This window comes from Butyricicoccus porcorum, assembly GCF_051246315.1.
GTDB classification, from domain to species: Bacteria; Bacillota; Clostridia; order Oscillospirales; family Butyricicoccaceae; genus Butyricicoccus_A; species Butyricicoccus_A porcorum.
The window spans coordinates 2,946,938-2,962,665 of record NZ_CP178353.1; the positions used below are offsets into that span (position 1 = coordinate 2,946,938).

A 15,728-nucleotide genomic window follows, 5' to 3' on the forward strand; every position below is an offset into this window, starting at 1 on the left:
TGATTATTTCACACAGAGAAATGCCGAAGCCAAAAAATCTGGCTTCGGCATTTTGCTTTTTCATCAAATTACCACTTGTTGAAGCTGCAAACCTCTTCGAGCGGCTTGCGCACCTTTGCGCGCGGCTCCTTGTCCTCTGCGCTGTAGCCGACAGCGAGAACCATGCGCACCTCATGTCCTTCCGGCACACCGAAATACTGCTCCATCTTCGCCTGATCGCACATACCCAGCACACAGGTCGACAGTCCCAGATCCATGGCCTCATAGCACATATTCATGGCGGCCATACCAATATCTCCCTGTGCAAAGCGCTGCGTATCGCCGTAGTATTCCTTTACTGCCGGCATGACCTTTGCAGGCTGCTCGACCAGCGCGATAAACGCCGGGACGCTGTCGCGCCACGGGCAGCCGGTTGCACCGCCCTCAACTACCAATGCGTCGCTCATCTTTGCCTTTGCCTCCGGCTCATCGATGATGATGAATTTCCACGGCTGCGCATTGCAGCCGCTCGGAGACAGACGACCCGCTTCGACAATCTTCAGCAGCTGCTCTCTCGAAACCGGCTTGTCCTGATAAGCGCGGCAGCTCTCACGCGCCTGTAATGCCTGCATAAAATCCATGAGATATCCCTCCTGTTTTTTGATTGCTTCTGTACGGTGAAACAGCGTGCGGCTCAATCGAGAAATTCCCGCGCCGCCGTGTCATATGCCCAATGCGTTTGGTCATCAAAACACACCATCGTCACGCGCTCCATATCCGGGTGTTCGTCCAGAAAATCCAAAATCGTGCGCACTGCGATGCGTGCCGCCTGCTCCAGCGGAAAATGATACACGCCAGTGCTGATCGATGGAAATGCCACGGTTCGGCAGCCATTCTCCCATGCGACAGTCAGGCTGTTGCGATAGCTGTTTTCCAACAGCTGCTCCTCTCCGGCGTGTCCGCCGCGCCAGATCGGCCCTGGTGTATGCACCACGTGCTTTGCTGGCAAACGATAGCCGCGCGTAATTTTCGCCTCGCCGGTCTTACAGCCATGCAGCGTGCGGCATTCTGCCAGCAGCTCCGGTCCTGCGGCGCGATGAATTGCGCCGTCTACACCGCCACCGCCCAGAAGCGTTGTATTCGCCGCGTTGACAATCGCATCGACGGCATAGGTTGTAATGTCCCCCTGTTCAATAAAAAACCGCTGTTTCATATTGTCCTCCTGTCATTGGTTGATCGATCTGAAAAGCTGTTCTATATCCTCTGTCCCTTATTTTACCACAGTCCGTGCCATCCTGCCACCGGATTCTCTCCCGAACGAAAAAACCGGCACGGAAACCTCCGCGCCGGTAGAATTTCTGTTTACTTTGCGGCAGACAGCATCAGCTTGATGCGGTTCTCCTGATTGATGCGAGATGCGCCCGGGTCATAATCGACGCTGACAATATTTGCCTGCGGGTACGCCGCGCGGATCTTACGGATCATGCCCTTGCCTGCAATATGATTCGGCAGGCAGCCGAACGGCTGGGTCAGGACGATATTCGGCACGCCCTCTTCGATCAGCTCGACCATTTCAGCCGGCAGCAGCCAGCCCTCACCCATTTTGACGCCGGGGCTGATGATCTTCTGCGACAGCTTGCGCACCCGGTCAAACTCCATCGGCGGGCGGAAATGCCCATCGCGCCGGATGACGCGGATCATATCCTTCTGCTTGTCCAGCAGGAAACGGTAAACCGCCTGCATCACGGCTGCATTGCCCGCATTGCGTCCATACAGGTTGAAGTCGATGATGCCGTTATAAATACAATACAGGCAAAAATCCAGCAGGCCGGGCAGTACCGGCTCCGTGCCCTCGCTCAGCAGGAACTTTTCCAGATTATTGTTGCCGAGCGGCGAGAACTTGACATAGATTTCACCGACGATGCCGACCTTTTTCTTCGAGCCAAAGTCCTTCAGCTCAACCTGCGCAAAGCGCTTGCAGATGAGAAAATACAGCATCTTTACCTGCTTGTAGCGAATAAACTTATCACCTGCAAAATCTTGCGAAATCTTGCGCACCAGATCATCAACTGCCTTGTCGCAGTCGCCCTTGTGCACCTCATACGGGCGGCACTGGTTGTGAATCTGCATGATGAAGTCGCCCAGCAGCACTCCATATGCGACCTGAATCAACGCCTTCGGTGTCAGCTTGAAGCCCGGATTTGCGTCCTTCTCCAGGCCGGAGAAATTGACGGAAATGACCGGAATATAACCAAAACCGCTCTTAATCAACGCCTTGCGCAGCAGATGAATATAATTGGAGGCACGGCAGCCGCCGCCTGTCTGCGTAATCATCAGCGCGACCTTATGGGTGTCGTATTTGCCCGATTCCAGCGCATCGATGAACTGTCCGATGACAAGAAGTGCCGGATAACACGTGTCATTATGTACATTCTTCAGACCACACTCCGCGATGTTCGGCCCTTCGGTCTCGAGCACCTCCATATGATAGCCATAGTTTGCCATAATTGCGGTAACCAGCTTGAACTGTACCGGCAGCATATTCGGTATCAGGATGGTGTAGTCTTTTTTCATTTCCTCCGTAAACGGAACGTGCGGAAGCTTACGATTTTCCGGCATTCTTTCTTCCCTCCTCTACTGCTGCAATCATACTGCGGATACGGATTTTCGCCGCACCGAGGTTGTTAATTTCATCAATTTTCAGCTGTGTATAAATTTTGCCGCCGTCTTCCGTGATGGCACGCATTTCGTCGGTTGTGATGGCATCAATGCCGCAGCCGAACGAAACCAACTGAATCAGCTGTGCATTCGGCCTGTGTACCGCCCAGTTTGCGGCGGCATACATGCGGGAATGATAGGTCCACTGGTTGAGGACATTGACAACCGGCATGTCTCCCAGCGGTGCAACGGCGTCCTCGGATACAATGACCATGCCATAAGACTGAATCAGACGGTCAATGCCGTGATTGATCTCCGGGTCAATATGGTACGGACGACCTGCAATAACGGCGATATCCAGCCCGTGCTCATCAGCATAGGCAATTGCCTTTTTGCCCTCCGCAGCAACATCCGCATAGTAGCGGTCCAGCTCGGCATAAGCCGCGAGTGCCGCGTCCTTGACCATGCGCTTGTTGATATGCTTGTATTTCTTCGAGAACAGCTCACCTGCGGATTTAATAAAGTCCTTCTGGCGTCCCAGCTCATAATATGGCATCATGAAGTCCACATCCTTGAGGTGGTTCATGTTGGCGATCAGCAGTTCTGGATAATACGCGACAACCGGACAGTTATAGCAGTTATCCGTGCGGTGCTCATCCAGATTATATGTCATACACGGATAAAAAATCGCATCTACGCCCTTGCTCAGCAGATTTTCGATGTGTCCGTGCATCAGCTTCGCCGGATAGCAGACAGTATCTGACGGAATGGAATTCTGTCCCTGTGCGTACAGTGCACGCGTGGAAACATCCGACAGCACGACCTCAAAGCCCAGCTTGGTGAGGAACGTATGCCAGAACGGCAGCAGTTCAAACATGTTCAGGCCGAACGGTAGGCCGATGCGCGCGACACCCGGCTTGCTCTTCTCGCGGTACTCCTGCAAACGGTTCAGCTTGTATTCATACAGGTTCGGCAGCTTGAGCTTGTCCCCGCCGCCCAGCGGGCGCTCACAGCGGTTGCCAGAGATGAACTTGCGCCCACCCGGGAACATAGATACCGTGAGCGAGCAGTGGTTGGTACACATGCCGCACTTGACTGTGTTTGTTTTGTGCGAAAAATGCTCCAGCTCGTCGCGGGAAATCAGCGTAGAGGCTTCGCCGCAGTTTACCTTTGCATGCAGCGCTGCACCATATGCACCCATCAAACCGGAAATCGCCGGACGGGTGACATTGCGCCCGATTTCCATCTCAAACGAACGCAGAATGGCGTCATTGAGGAAGGTACCGCCCTGTACGACGATATGCTTGCCCAGATCATCCGGCGAATGTGCACGGATAACCTTATACAATGCGTTTTTGACAACGCTGACTGACAGACCGGCAGAAATTGCGTCAATGCCTGCGCCATCCTTCTGTGCCTGCTTGACCGACGAGTTCATGAAGACCGTGCAGCGCGAGCCGAGATCAATCGGATGCTCCGCGAACAGACCCAGACGGCAAAATTCCTCGATGCTGTAGCCCATCGAACGCGCGAATGTCTCGATAAACGAGCCGCAGCCGGAAGAACATGCCTCATTCAGAGAAATATTGTCAATGCAATTGTTTGCAATTTTAAAGCATTTGATGTCCTGACCGCCGATATCGATGATAAAATCGACATCCGGTTCAAAATGGCGCGCCGCCTTGAAGTGTGCCATCGTCTCGACGAGTCCGAAATCTACACCGAACGCATTGAGAATCAAAGCCTCACCGTAGCCGGTAACCGCAGACCCGACAATCTGAATGCGGTCACCGCACAGGTCATACAGCTTGAGCAGCTGTTCCCGCACGACATCCACCGGATTGCCCTTGTTCGGGCTGTAATAGTTGTACAGCATCTGGCAGTCCTCACCGATGAGGACGAGCTTGGTCGTTGTCGAACCGCAGTCGATGCCAAGATATGCCTTGCCGCTGTATACCGTCACGTTCTGGCGCATGATATCGCTGGAATTGTGGCGGCGGCGGAATTCCGCATACTCCTCTTCGCTGCGGAACAACGGGTCAAGTGTTGCGGTTTTGACCGGCTCTCCCGCCGTTTTTTCCAGCGTGTCCAGCAGCTCATCATAGCTGTACGTGCGCCCATTGGTATCCTTTGCATAGCACGCCGCACCTGCCGCAATTGCATATGGTGCAATCTCCGGGAAATGCGCATGCTCGTCCGACAGCTCCAGCGTCTCCTGGAAGCGCTTTTGCAGACCCTTAAAGAAGAACAGCGGGCCGCCGAGGAACAGCACATCGCCCTCAATCTCGCGTCCCTGCGCCAGTCCGGTCAGTGTCTGATTGACGACCGCCTGGAAGATGGATGCCGCGACATCCTCCTTGCGCGCGCCCTCATTGAGCAACGGCTGGATATCACTCTTGGCGAACACGCCGCAGCGCGAAGCGATGGTATAAATGCGCTCCGCATTCAGCGACAGGCGATCCATTTCGTCCGGACGGACGTCGAGCAGCACTGCCATCTGGTCAATAAAAGCACCTGTACCGCCGGCACAGGAGCCATTCATTCGTTCTTCCAGCTGGCCAGTCAGGAACACAATTTTCGCGTCCTCACCGCCCAGCTCAATGACAACATCTGCCTTCGGCACAAAGGTACCGACGCATTTACGCGTTGCAAAGACCTCCTGCACAAAGTCGACACCGCTTGCCTTCGCCACGCCAAGGCCGGCGGAGCCGGTAATCGCCGCGCGGATATCCGCGTTTCCGATCACCTTTTTCGCATCGCGCAGCATCTCGCACGCCTTCTCCCGCACCTTGGAGAAGTGACGCTCATATTTCTGATACAAAATTTCCAAACGGCCGGTTTTTTCGTTCTCCCCGGCCGCGACAAGTTTTACTGTGGTTGATCCAATGTCAATTCCTAAATACACATTCATACAATATCCTTTTCCAACCTCCGCCTGCCTGACGGAACGGCAAATGAGATAAAATACAATACTATTATCAATATCTTAGCGATTTCGCGAGAAATAGTCAATAATTCTCGGCATCCTTCCGTTAAGATTCTGTTTTTTTTACAGAATCGAAACACGTTCCCTTACCAGCAGAACAAAAGATGCACAAAGCCGGTGACAAAACGTCACCGGCTTATCAAATGCAATTCAATTTGTTAGAATCTTTACTCCAGGCGGTCGCGGTCGAGCTTGCCGTTTTCAGTCATCGGCAGTGCATCGACGATGCGGACAATACCCGGAATCATATGACTCGGCAGATGCGGACGCGCAGCGGCACGCACCTGTCCCGGCGTCATCTCGCGGTTCAGCGTGACATATGCGACCAGATGGCCATAGCGCTCCACAACGCCGCAGCCTGTGACACCCTTGATGTGGCACATATGGTTTTCAACGTCACCCGGCTCGATACGGTAGCCGTTGACCTTAATCAGGCTGTTCTTACGATAGCTCCAGAACAGGCGGCCGTCCTCCGTGATAAAGCCGATATCACCTGTACGCAGTGCCGGCTTGCCGTCAATCGTGCAGTAACCACCGCTCTCTCCACGGCCATAGCCAGCCGTAACGCTGTCGCCGATCAGAACGATTTCACCCTCATCATTCGGTGCCAGAACGGCATCCCCCTTCATGATGCGGATCTCGGTGGCGGCAGTCTCCACAATGCCGACCGGCAGGCGGTCGTCGCACATATCATCCGTAATCTGCGCGGCGCACACGTTGCAGGTTGCCTCGGTCGGACCATAGGCGTTGAATACCATCAAATCTTCATCAAAGCGCTGTAACAGGCGGCGCACGGTGCCCGGATGCAGCGATTCACCGGACAGATAAATGACACGCAGCTTGGGCATCATCTCACGCTTAAACCGGCCGCTGCGCATGAGGAATTCTGCCATGGTTGGCGTAATGACCATCAGCACCGCATCGCTCTCCGTAATATGCGGATACAGATCGGACAGGTGCTGCTGCTGCTCAGAGGTCGTCGTCACCAGCGCACGTCCGTGGGTCAGCGCGTAATAAATATCCACCATCGACAGGTCGATGGAGAACATCGCCATATTGAGCACGTTGCCTTCCATCTCATCGGTCAGCGGAATGGCGCGGTCAATCCAGTCGATAAAGTTGTTCAGATTGCGGCGGGTTGCCTTTACGCCCTTCGGCTCACCCGTGCTGCCCGATGTATAGATGATATATGCCAGTACATCATCATCGATTTCTTCCGGCAGTGTGACAGCCTCTTCCGGCGGGTTTTCCGACAGTGCAACGATGTTCTCGGTGCGGATTTCCCCGGCGCCGGCAAAGCCGCGTCCAACCGCACACAGCACAAGTCCTGCTTCTGCCTGTGCCGCAATGGCCTTGCGGCGGGATACCGGCTGCGCCGGGCTGACCGGAATATACGCTGCGCCCGCGCGCAGGCAGGCAACATATGCAACTATCATACTGTATTCCTTATGTCCATAAACAATGACACGCGATGCACGGCATGCAACAATATGCTTTGCAAGATTTTCACTCCTGCGGTACAGCTCACCGTATGTGATGGAACCTGCGGATGATACGCACGCCACTGCATCCTCAGGATAGGAAAAAATCGACGAAATATTCATTGCACTTTCTCTCCTGTCTTATCAAAATTTGTACGGAGTATGCCCCGTTATCCAAAAGTTCCACTTGGTTACATATAAAAATATACCATGTAAACCACTTTGTTTCAACCGAATTTTGCGATTTTCTAACTATTTTTGAAGGAATTTAGAATTTACTCTTGACAGTTACCATGAAATGAATTAGGATATTACCAACAACGAAATATCCTTATCAAGAGAGGTGGAGGGATCGGCCCTATGAAGCCCGGCAACCTGCGTCCGTGCAAGGTGCCAAATCCGACGGCGTATCAGATCGAGAGATGAGGTAGTTCTTCAACGCTCTGCTTACGCAGTGCGTTTTTTATTTTCTGATTTTGTTATCAAAATATCCCAACGAAAGAGAGGATTCCAACTATGGGCAAATTTTTATTTACATCTGAATCTGTAACCGAAGGACATCCGGATAAAATCTGCGACCAGATTTCCGACGCTGTCCTTGACGCAATCCTGGAAAACGATCCGCAGGCGCGTGTTGCCTGCGAGACCACCGTTACCACCGGCCTGATCTCCATCATGGGCGAGATTTCCACCCACTGCTATGTAGACATCCCGAAAATCGCACGCGGTGTTGTGCGCGAAATCGGCTATGACCGTGCAAAATACGGTTTCGACTGTGATACCTGCGCCGTTGTTACGACGCTGGACGAGCAGTCCTCCGATATCGCAATGGGCGTCGACAAGGCGCTGGAAAGCAAGGCGGATGAGACAGCCGATCTCACCGGTGGCGCCGGCGACCAGGGCATGATGTTCGGTTATGCCTGCAATGAAACGCCTGAGCTGATGCCGCTGCCGATCTCTCTCGCTCACAAAATGGCAAAGAAGCTGACCGAGGTACGCAAGGCCGGTGTTGTGGATTACCTCCGTCCGGACGGCAAGACTCAGGTGACGGTTGAGTATGACAAGGACACCAACAAGCCGGTTCATATCGACACGGTTGTCCTGTCCACCCAGCACGGCCCGGAGGCTTCCCTCGAGCAGATTCGCAGCGATATGATCGAGTATGTCATCAAGCCGACGCTTCCGGCCGATCTGTTCGATGAGAAGACTCGCATCTTTGTCAACCCGACGGGACGCTTTGTCATCGGCGGTCCGCAAGGCGACTCCGGTCTGACCGGCAGAAAGATTATCGTCGACACCTACGGCGGTTCGGCTCCGCACGGCGGCGGTGCATTCTCCGGCAAGGACCCGACCAAGGTTGACCGTTCTGCTGCTTATGCTGCACGTTATGTCGCCAAAAACATCGTCGCAGCTGGCCTCGCAGACAAGTGCCAGATCCAGCTCGCCTATGCCATTGGCGTGGCACAGCCGGTTTCCATCCTGGTTGACACCTTCGGCACCGGCATTGTCGACGACGAAGTGCTCGAAACCGCAGTGGAGAAGGTCTTCGACCTGCGTCCGAGTGCCATCATCCGCGATCTCGACCTGCGCCGTCCGATTTACCGGAAGCTCGCGGCGTACGGTCACATAGGACGCACTGACCTCGATGTTGCATGGGAAAAGACCGACCGCATCGACGCGCTCAAGGCCGCTGTCGCTGCCCGATAAGTTCAACACAGACATCAAACTACGCCCGCAAATGCGGGCGTAGTTTTTTTGCATATAGGCATAAAAGCGGGCTGTGGATTTCTCCACAGCCCGCTGTCCTTCGTTTTGAAAAGAGAAAAGATCTTACGGCTTCTTCGCGTTCTTTCTCATATCAACAACTACGGCGCCTACGATGATGAGACCCTTGATAATCTGGGTCAGGTTATCGTTTGCACCCAGCAGAACCAGGCCGTTGTTGATAACGCCGAGAACGAGGATACCGGACAGAACGCCGGACATCCTACAAACACCACCGGTCTGGGAGGTGCCGCCTACGGTAGCTGCTGCGATTGCGTCGAACTCGTACTGCAGGCCGTTGGTGGACGGGTCAGCAGAACCGGTACGTGCTGCCAGCAGAGCGCCTGCAAGGCCTGCACAGATGCCGGACCACATATAAGTCAGAACGAGGTTCTTCTCTACGTTGATACCAGCTACGCGAGCTGCCTGATCGTTGCCGCCGATTGCGAAGATATTCTTACCGAACCGGCACTGGGTCATCATAAACCAGGAGATGATGAAGATCAGCAGGAAGATGAATACAACCATCGGGATGCCTGCAATCTTGTAGATTGCGAAGTTACGGAAGCTCTGATCCAGATTGGATACCGGAGCGGACGAATACATCTTAGCAAGTGCACGGCAGATCAGCTGAGAGCCGAGGGTTGCAATAAACGGATGAATGTGGGTGTAAGCTACCAGCCAGCCAACGATAATACCGATGACAGCACCGATAATCATACCGATAATGATACAAACAATTGCCGGCAGATGGATGCTGTGCAGTCTGTTCAGCGCGTCGGACTGCTGTGCAAAGGATGCGGAAATAACTGCTGCGAGAGCTGCTACGGAACCGGGGCCAAGGTCGATGCCCTTGGACAGGATGCACCAGCAGACACCACAGGTGATAATACCCTTAATGGATTCCGATGTAAACAATGTAGTCATGTTTGCGACCGTCAGGAATGCCGGACGCGCAATCGTCAGCAGGACTGCCAGAACGATGAGGACGAACCACATTGCGTTGTTAGACATGAATTTTTTGAAATCAAAGCCCTTTTTTGTTGCTTCCATGTTTCAGTCTCCCCTTTCTTTACTTTGCGGTAGCGAAATCGTTCTTTTCGCCGTGCGCATATTTCATGACTTCGTCAGAATCAAACGGTGTATCGCTTTCGCGGTTACGGTTGAGGATACCCATCATATGTCCTTCGTACATGACGATCATGCGGTCAGCCATACCGGATACTTCCGGAAGCTCGGAGGAAATCATGATAATTGCCTTGCCTTCACCGGCGAGCTTCGTGATGATGGAGTGAATTTCTGCCTTTGCACCGACGTCGATACCACGGGTCGGTTCATCGACAATCAGGATGTCCGGATCAAGCAGCAGCCAGCGCGCTACCAGAACCTTCTGCTGGTTACCACCGGAGAGGTTCATGATCTTCTGCTCCATGGAAGGAGTCTTGGTGCGCATTGCCTTATTCCACTTGATGGCATCTTCCTTCATCTTCTTATGATTCTGGGGGAAACCATAGTTCTTCAAGTTAGCCATAACGGTGTTCTCGGTAATGTCAAGCAGTCCGAAGATACCGTTTCCTCGACGGTCCTCGGTGAGAAGACCAATCTTGTTCTTGATCGCATCCTCCGGGCTCTTGATATGTACTTCTTCACCATTGATAAAGATCTGGCCAGCCGTTCTCTGGCGGATACCAAAGATGGTCTCTACAATTTCAGTACGGCCTGCGCCGACCAGTCCTGCAAAGCCGAGGATCTCGCCGCGGTGCAGGTCGAAGCTGACATGCTCAAACGCTCTGCCGGATGCCAGATCCTTGACCTCCAGAATAACGTCGCCGATCGGGCAGTCAACCTTCGGGAACATGTTGCCTACCTGGCGGCCTACCATCATGGTAACGAGCTTGTCTACGTCCAGATTTTCCGCACGGTCTGTACCGACGTACTCGCCATCGCGGAATACGGTAATATCATCACTAATGCGGAAAATCTCATCCATCTTATGAGAGATATAGATAATCGCAACGTTTTTCGACTTCAGATCAGCAATGATGCTGAACAGGTGCTCAACTTCCGTCTCAGTCAGAGCGGAGGTCGGTTCGTCCATAACGACGACCTTTGCGTCATAGGAAACTGCCTTTGCAATTTCTACCATCTGCTGCTTCGCAACCGTCAGATCCTTCATCATATCGTCCGGATTCAGATCGAGCTTCCACTTTTGGAACAGATCGAGTGCTTCCTGACGCGCCTTTTTGTGGTCGCACATGAGGGGATTCTTCATCGGGAAGCGACCAAGCCACAGGTTTTCACAGACGGTGCGTTCCGGGACCGGAGAAAGCTCCTGATGGATCATGGTAATACCGGAATTCATCGCCTGCAGCGGGTTTTTAAACTCTACTTCTTTGCCGTCGAAAATAATCTTGCCAGAGGTCGGCGGCTGAATGCCAATCAGACACTTCATCAATGTCGACTTACCTGCACCGTTCTCGCCCATGAGGGTATGGACAGTGCCGGGGCGAACCTTCAGCTGGACACCTTTCAGCGCCCGGACACCCGGGAATTCCTTGACAATGTCTTGCATTTCGAGGATATACTCTTCACTCACGTTTTGTTCACCCTGCCTTTCCTACTTGATAATTGGGGACGCCAGACATCGTCCGACGCCCCCAACGTCTCAACTCATTTTTCGTTGATACAGTCTCTCAAATGTACAACTTACATGTAATCAGCTACGTTATCCTTGGTTACCGGCTCGAACGGAACCCAGATAATGGAATCGCTGTAGGACTCGCCGTTGCTGTCCAGATCGTAATCCGTGCCTTCGTTGATTGCCTTACCAGCGATCAGGTTTGCGCATGCCATAACAGCACCAATGCCCTGGCCTTCCGGATTCTGGAATACGGTCATAGCCATCTTGCCGGACTCAACAGCTGCTGCGCCGTCCTTGGTGCAGTCGATACCAACGATCGGGAAATCGATGGTGATGCCTGCGTTCTCGCATGCTTCAACTGCGCCCAGAGCCATCGCGTCGTTGTTCGAAATGATGCAGTCGAATTCCTGACCAGAGGTCAGAACCGGGCTGATCTTGTCGATTGCCTTCGCGCGGTCGTACTCAGCTGCCAGCTCAACAACCGGAGTTGCCTTGATGCCGTTGTCCTCAAGAGCCTTTACAACGCCTGCGCAGCGCTTGATCTGGGAAACCTGACCAAGAATACCTTGGAGAAGGATGTACTTGATTTCGGTCTGGCCCTTGTCCTTGTAGTACTGTGCCAGATACTCGCCCTGGAAGTAACCGGAGGTGTCCTCATCGGAACCAACGAATGCTACGTTCTCTGCGTCGAGCACGTGGAGATCCGTAGGCGGACGGTTAACGAATACCAGCGGCATGTCGCCAGCTGCATCGACAATAGACTGAGCTGCATCGGAGTCAACCGGGTTGACGATTACAGCGTCTTCGCCGCCATTCTTAGCGGTTTCAACGAACTGAATCTGCTTCTGGGAGTCAGACTGTGCGTCCTGTGCGGTCAGCTTGTAGCCCTTTTCCGCTGCTGCCTTGGTAGCTGCTGCTTCGAGCGTGGACAGGAACTCATCGCGCTGTGCCATAACGAGCGTGATTTTTCCGCTCTCGCCAGAACCAGTAGATTCTGCTGAGCCATTGCCGCCGGAAGAACTGCCAGAGCTTCCGCAACCTGCCATCATGCCGACACAAGTGGCGCCGACAAGAAGCATTGCCATCATTTTCTTCAGTTTCATAGTTCTTCTCCTCTTCTTTTTTCGCCATGCGCGCTTGGGATTCACGCATGACTTTTTGGATGTATTCAGAATATCACTCAAATGTTACAATTGCAAGCGTTTCGGGAATTGTTTTGGTAAACTCACAAGATTTCATGCAACTTTTCCAAGAAAAACGCTCCGTTTTTGTATATTATTAACATCCATTTTTTTGCTCAAGCTCAATTGCATTTTTTCTTTTCTTCAATTGTCTGTGAAATATAGGATAATTTTTCCCATTTTCCACCATTCTCCCTGAATATTCTATAGAAATATTGCGTTCTGTTGTGATTTTTTGCGATTCTTTATTTGTGCAATCTGTCATTCATTTCCTTTTTATCCATGTTTTTTCTCGCTTTTTCTTCCAAATATTATCACTTAATTGCTGTTTTCTTTACTTTTTTCCTTTGGTTTTTTCCAATAATTAGTTTTTTTCCGATAGATGCACACTGCACGCGTGCGCGTGCACATTGCGTGCATTCCGTCATTTTCTTAACGAATATGGATAAATGTCTCGCTGTTGCGTGTGCGTGCACGCTGTCTGTATTTCTTCTTTCCGTTTCGATTTCTCCCGCTCTCCGGCTAGCCCGTGCCGCATTGCCGCGCTTTCGCAAAATATTTCTTTTTACCGCATTCTATTTGTAAAAGAAAAAACAGCGGTGCAGGGGCTGTTTCGCCTCTGTACGCACTGTTTTCTGTCCCGGACTCCCATTTTACCGCCCGGATGTATTCCAGTAAATTTTTTTCTGCTTTTCGTCCAGTGTTTCAACAAATCGCTTTTTCAGCAACAAAAACTCCTCGATATCCATGAGAATGTGATACAAAATGGCACGATTTTCAAATTCCTGTCTGTCCTTCGGAAGCGGCTGATACTGCATCTGCTGAAAAATCTGTGTCAGTTGCTCCATCTGTGCATCCGGCGCATTGATTTCCACAACGTATTGTCTGAGATACAAAAGATAGCCGGATACAATCTCTGCCTGTCGCGGCATACACCGTATCCTGCGCATTTCCTCATGCAGATTGTGCAGCAGGCTGCACTGCCGCGCGCGCATTTCAAAATACCGGATATAATACGCCGGATGAGAGGCCCAGGTGTTGTCCTGATATTCATAGGCGCGTGCAACTGCACGCTCCAATTTGTCCTCCAGTTCCGTGATTTCCTCCCAGACACTGCGATCCATTTCACGGCCATGCAGATAATCCGCCAGCCCTTCCATAATGTCCTGCAACATCTGTTCCGTCTCACGCATACTGCGTATAATGGTCTTCTTCTGGTCAGGAAACAGCAGATTGAGCACAATTGCGATACAGATACCGATGCATACCAGCTGAAATTCATTTATCACGGCAGCCCCGGTAAATTCCTCCGCCATCACCAGATGGGCGCCCGCCACGACATTGACTGAAATGGACTGATCCCATTTGAGCATGTAACTGATAATGACAACGACAAACACATACACACCAAAAGCGAGCCAGGTGCTTTCCATATAATAGACCACCGTGCGCGCAGCTACCACAGCAAAACCAAACGACAGCAGGCGCGCCGATGCCAGCCGGACGGTTGCCCATTTTGTCGTAACGATGGAGAGCAGCGCAATCGTGCCCGCCGAAATGGCATAGTCCAGCTGCAACAGTTCCGCAATAAAAATTGCCATACAGCTGCCGATCGCAATTTTCAGCGCACGCACGCTGTTTTTTCTCCAGATTTCCCAATCCCAGCCTGTCATCCCGCGCCCCTTTTCCATTCTTCTTTTGAGAAAGCAGGGCACACCGCCGATCTCTCAGCAATGTGCCCTGCATATCAACCGTTTAACCGTTTATTTGTCTTCCAGTGCTGCCTGTGCAGATAGGTAAAAATATGGGGGTTTTTAATGAAATGAGCATTGTCCTCATTCTCTCCCCTATGTACCGAGGAAATCTTTTCGATTTCCTCTAATTTGATAATGCAGTTTTTCTTTCTGCCTTCCGCTGTAAAGGTTGCTTTCACATCTGCTGTCCCATTCAGATTAACATACCAATCAAATGTGGTATCCGATGTCGGTGTTATCAGATATACAAACTGATTGACAACATCGTGGCTGATAGTGCTACCACTAAAATCAATAAGGCTGTTCAGAGTGGAACGGATACCCTCTATATCCAATCCTTTCGGATTGCTTTTTTCCTGTGGAATTCCATCAAGTGCTTTTTGAAGTTTCTTGATTTCTTCATCGACAGGACTTCTCATTGCTTGATACTCGTCTTTGGAAATCTCTCCATCAGCTCTCATAGCAATCAAGTTAGTCAGTCTGCTATTTGCCTTATCCAATTTTGCCTGTATCGTTACCGTATCGGATTGAGTTTCGTTAGATTTTTCTTCTTTATAATAACACTTAATAAGGTCTAACGCAATCAGTACAGACTCTTTTCTCTCCGTCCAGAGATGCTCTAACAGAGCTTTTGCCATAAAATCGAGTTTCCAATCGGTTATCATTCTGCTGTCACAATATCCCTCAGTATCTAAACCGATTTCAGCTCTTTTCCGTTTAATTCCGTTGTTAAGCTGATTGTAGCATTGATAACCGTAAGAGGTTTTTCCGTCCAATTTCGTATGCCATTTATTTTTACGGTATGATGAGCCGCAGGAGCAACGTAGCTTATTGACCCATATATCTCGTGAATCACGCTTACTATGTGTGTTTTTCCCTGCCGATACACATACAGGTTTTACTCTACTTTCCCTTATTGCCTGTGCTTTATCCCATATCTCTTGAGAAATAATAGCAGGGAAATCTCCCTCAACATATTCATAAGTGGACATATCAAGATTGTTAATTCGCTTCTGCTCTAAAAAATTATTGCTTCTGGATTTGTTGTAACACTTTGTTCCTGTGTAGGTGGCATTTTTTATCGCTCTCATAATATTTGAAACGCTCCACTTTATAAGTCCAGATGCTGTTTTCCTTTTTCGCTCCGTCAAAATCTTTGCGATTTTCATCGAGCCATAACCTTGCAGATACAAATCATATATCATTCTGACCGTTTCTGCCTGTTCCTCATTGATAACATAGGTATCTCCAACACGGTCATAACCTATAGCAATCCAAATAAAT

At 51.2% G+C, this 15,728-nt stretch carries 12 protein-coding genes and 1 riboswitch; of the genes, 1 reads left to right on the forward strand and 11 read right to left on the reverse strand.

The genetic code is table 11. The features are described 5' to 3' along the window. Positions 1 to 68: 68 nt before the first annotated feature. The 5 genes from ACLM7Z_RS14670 to ACLM7Z_RS14690 all read right to left on the reverse strand — a co-directional run bounded on the left by ACLM7Z_RS14670 (position 69) and on the right by ACLM7Z_RS14690 (position 7,227). Positions 69 to 620 carry a nitroreductase family protein gene (locus ACLM7Z_RS14670; protein WP_087017779.1) on the reverse strand — a complete coding sequence of 184 codons (552 nt, stop codon included), beginning with the start codon at positions 618 to 620 and terminating at the stop codon, positions 69 to 71. Positions 621 to 673: 53 nt separating this feature from the next. Then, a complete protein-coding gene (locus ACLM7Z_RS14675) occupies positions 674 to 1,192 on the reverse strand; it encodes an O-acetyl-ADP-ribose deacetylase (protein WP_087017266.1) in 519 nt (172 codons plus the stop codon). Between the two features lie 149 nt (positions 1,193 to 1,341). Beyond that, the gene (locus tag ACLM7Z_RS14680; RefSeq protein WP_087017264.1) at positions 1,342 to 2,598 is read right to left on the reverse strand and encodes a 2-hydroxyacyl-CoA dehydratase; all 1,257 of its coding nucleotides are present in this window, start codon (positions 2,596 to 2,598) and stop codon (positions 1,342 to 1,344) included. Beyond that, complete coding sequence (locus tag ACLM7Z_RS14685) at positions 2,582 to 5,548, reverse strand: acyl-CoA dehydratase activase-related protein (protein WP_087017262.1); 2,967 nt, start codon at positions 5,546 to 5,548, stop codon at positions 2,582 to 2,584. The genes ACLM7Z_RS14680 and ACLM7Z_RS14685 overlap by 17 nt, the downstream gene beginning before the upstream one ends. Positions 5,549 to 5,790: 242 nt before the next feature. Continuing rightward, a complete protein-coding gene (locus tag ACLM7Z_RS14690) occupies positions 5,791 to 7,227 on the reverse strand; it encodes an AMP-binding protein (protein WP_273348968.1) in 1,437 nt (478 codons plus the stop codon). 205 nt (positions 7,228 to 7,432) lie between these two features. Continuing rightward, a riboswitch (SAM riboswitch) is annotated at positions 7,433 to 7,533 on the forward strand. A gap of 87 nt (positions 7,534 to 7,620) precedes the next feature. Here ACLM7Z_RS14690 and metK point away from each other — a divergent pair. Further along, on the forward strand, positions 7,621 to 8,811 hold the full coding sequence (metK, locus tag ACLM7Z_RS14695) for a methionine adenosyltransferase (protein ID WP_435645401.1): 1,191 nt from the start codon (positions 7,621 to 7,623) through the stop codon (positions 8,809 to 8,811). A 123-nt stretch (positions 8,812 to 8,934) separates the two neighbouring features. On the opposite strand, the gene ACLM7Z_RS14700 is transcribed toward metK, so the two are convergent. The 6 genes from ACLM7Z_RS14700 to ACLM7Z_RS14725 all read right to left on the reverse strand — a co-directional run bounded on the left by ACLM7Z_RS14700 (position 8,935) and on the right by ACLM7Z_RS14725 (position 15,724). After that, positions 8,935 to 9,921, reverse strand: a complete 987-nt coding sequence (locus ACLM7Z_RS14700) for an ABC transporter permease subunit (RefSeq protein WP_087017256.1) — start codon at positions 9,919 to 9,921, stop codon at positions 8,935 to 8,937. A 19-nt stretch (positions 9,922 to 9,940) separates the two neighbouring features. Further along, positions 9,941 to 11,440, reverse strand: coding sequence for a sugar ABC transporter ATP-binding protein (locus tag ACLM7Z_RS14705; protein WP_205703604.1), 1,500 nt, complete (start codon positions 11,438 to 11,440; stop codon positions 9,941 to 9,943). A 134-nt stretch (positions 11,441 to 11,574) separates the two neighbouring features. Continuing rightward, positions 11,575 to 12,612, reverse strand: coding sequence for a sugar ABC transporter substrate-binding protein (locus ACLM7Z_RS14710; protein ID WP_087017253.1), 1,038 nt, complete (start codon positions 12,610 to 12,612; stop codon positions 11,575 to 11,577). 175 nt (positions 12,613 to 12,787) lie between these two features. Further along, a complete protein-coding gene (locus tag ACLM7Z_RS14715; RefSeq protein ID WP_165761014.1) occupies positions 12,788 to 12,955 on the reverse strand; it encodes a hypothetical protein in 168 nt (55 codons plus the stop codon). Positions 12,956 to 13,343: 388 nt separating this feature from the next. After that, complete coding sequence (locus ACLM7Z_RS14720) at positions 13,344 to 14,363, reverse strand: aromatic acid exporter family protein (protein WP_273348969.1); 1,020 nt, start codon at positions 14,361 to 14,363, stop codon at positions 13,344 to 13,346. Between the two features lie 74 nt (positions 14,364 to 14,437). Next, the gene (locus tag ACLM7Z_RS14725) at positions 14,438 to 15,724 is read right to left on the reverse strand and encodes a recombinase family protein (RefSeq protein WP_435645784.1); all 1,287 of its coding nucleotides are present in this window, start codon (positions 15,722 to 15,724) and stop codon (positions 14,438 to 14,440) included. Positions 15,725 to 15,728 lie beyond the last annotated feature (4 nt).

Bases quoted from the DNA above. Each gene is read 5' to 3' on its own strand.
- ACLM7Z_RS14670 (WP_087017779.1), bottom strand. From the start codon at position 620: ATGGATTTTATGCAGGCATTACAGGCGCGTGAGAGCTGCCGCGCTTAT.
- ACLM7Z_RS14675 (WP_087017266.1), bottom strand. From the start codon at position 1,192: ATGAAACAGCGGTTTTTTATTGAACAGGGGGACATTACAACCTATGCC.
- ACLM7Z_RS14680 (WP_087017264.1), bottom strand. From the start codon at position 2,598: ATGCCGGAAAATCGTAAGCTTCCGCACGTTCCGTTTACGGAGGAAATG.
- ACLM7Z_RS14685 (WP_087017262.1), bottom strand. From the start codon at position 5,548: ATGAATGTGTATTTAGGAATTGACATTGGATCAACCACAGTAAAACTT.
- ACLM7Z_RS14690 (WP_273348968.1), bottom strand. From the start codon at position 7,227: ATGAATATTTCGTCGATTTTTTCCTATCCTGAGGATGCAGTGGCGTGC.
- metK (WP_435645401.1), top strand. From the start codon at position 7,621: ATGGGCAAATTTTTATTTACATCTGAATCTGTAACCGAAGGACATCCG.
- ACLM7Z_RS14700 (WP_087017256.1), bottom strand. From the start codon at position 9,921: ATGGAAGCAACAAAAAAGGGCTTTGATTTCAAAAAATTCATGTCTAAC.
- ACLM7Z_RS14705 (WP_205703604.1), bottom strand. From the start codon at position 11,440: ATGCAAGACATTGTCAAGGAATTCCCGGGTGTCCGGGCGCTGAAAGGT.
- ACLM7Z_RS14710 (WP_087017253.1), bottom strand. From the start codon at position 12,612: ATGAAACTGAAGAAAATGATGGCAATGCTTCTTGTCGGCGCCACTTGT.
- ACLM7Z_RS14715 (WP_165761014.1), bottom strand. From the start codon at position 12,955: ATGACAGATTGCACAAATAAAGAATCGCAAAAAATCACAACAGAACGC.
- ACLM7Z_RS14720 (WP_273348969.1), bottom strand. From the start codon at position 14,363: ATGACAGGCTGGGATTGGGAAATCTGGAGAAAAAACAGCGTGCGTGCG.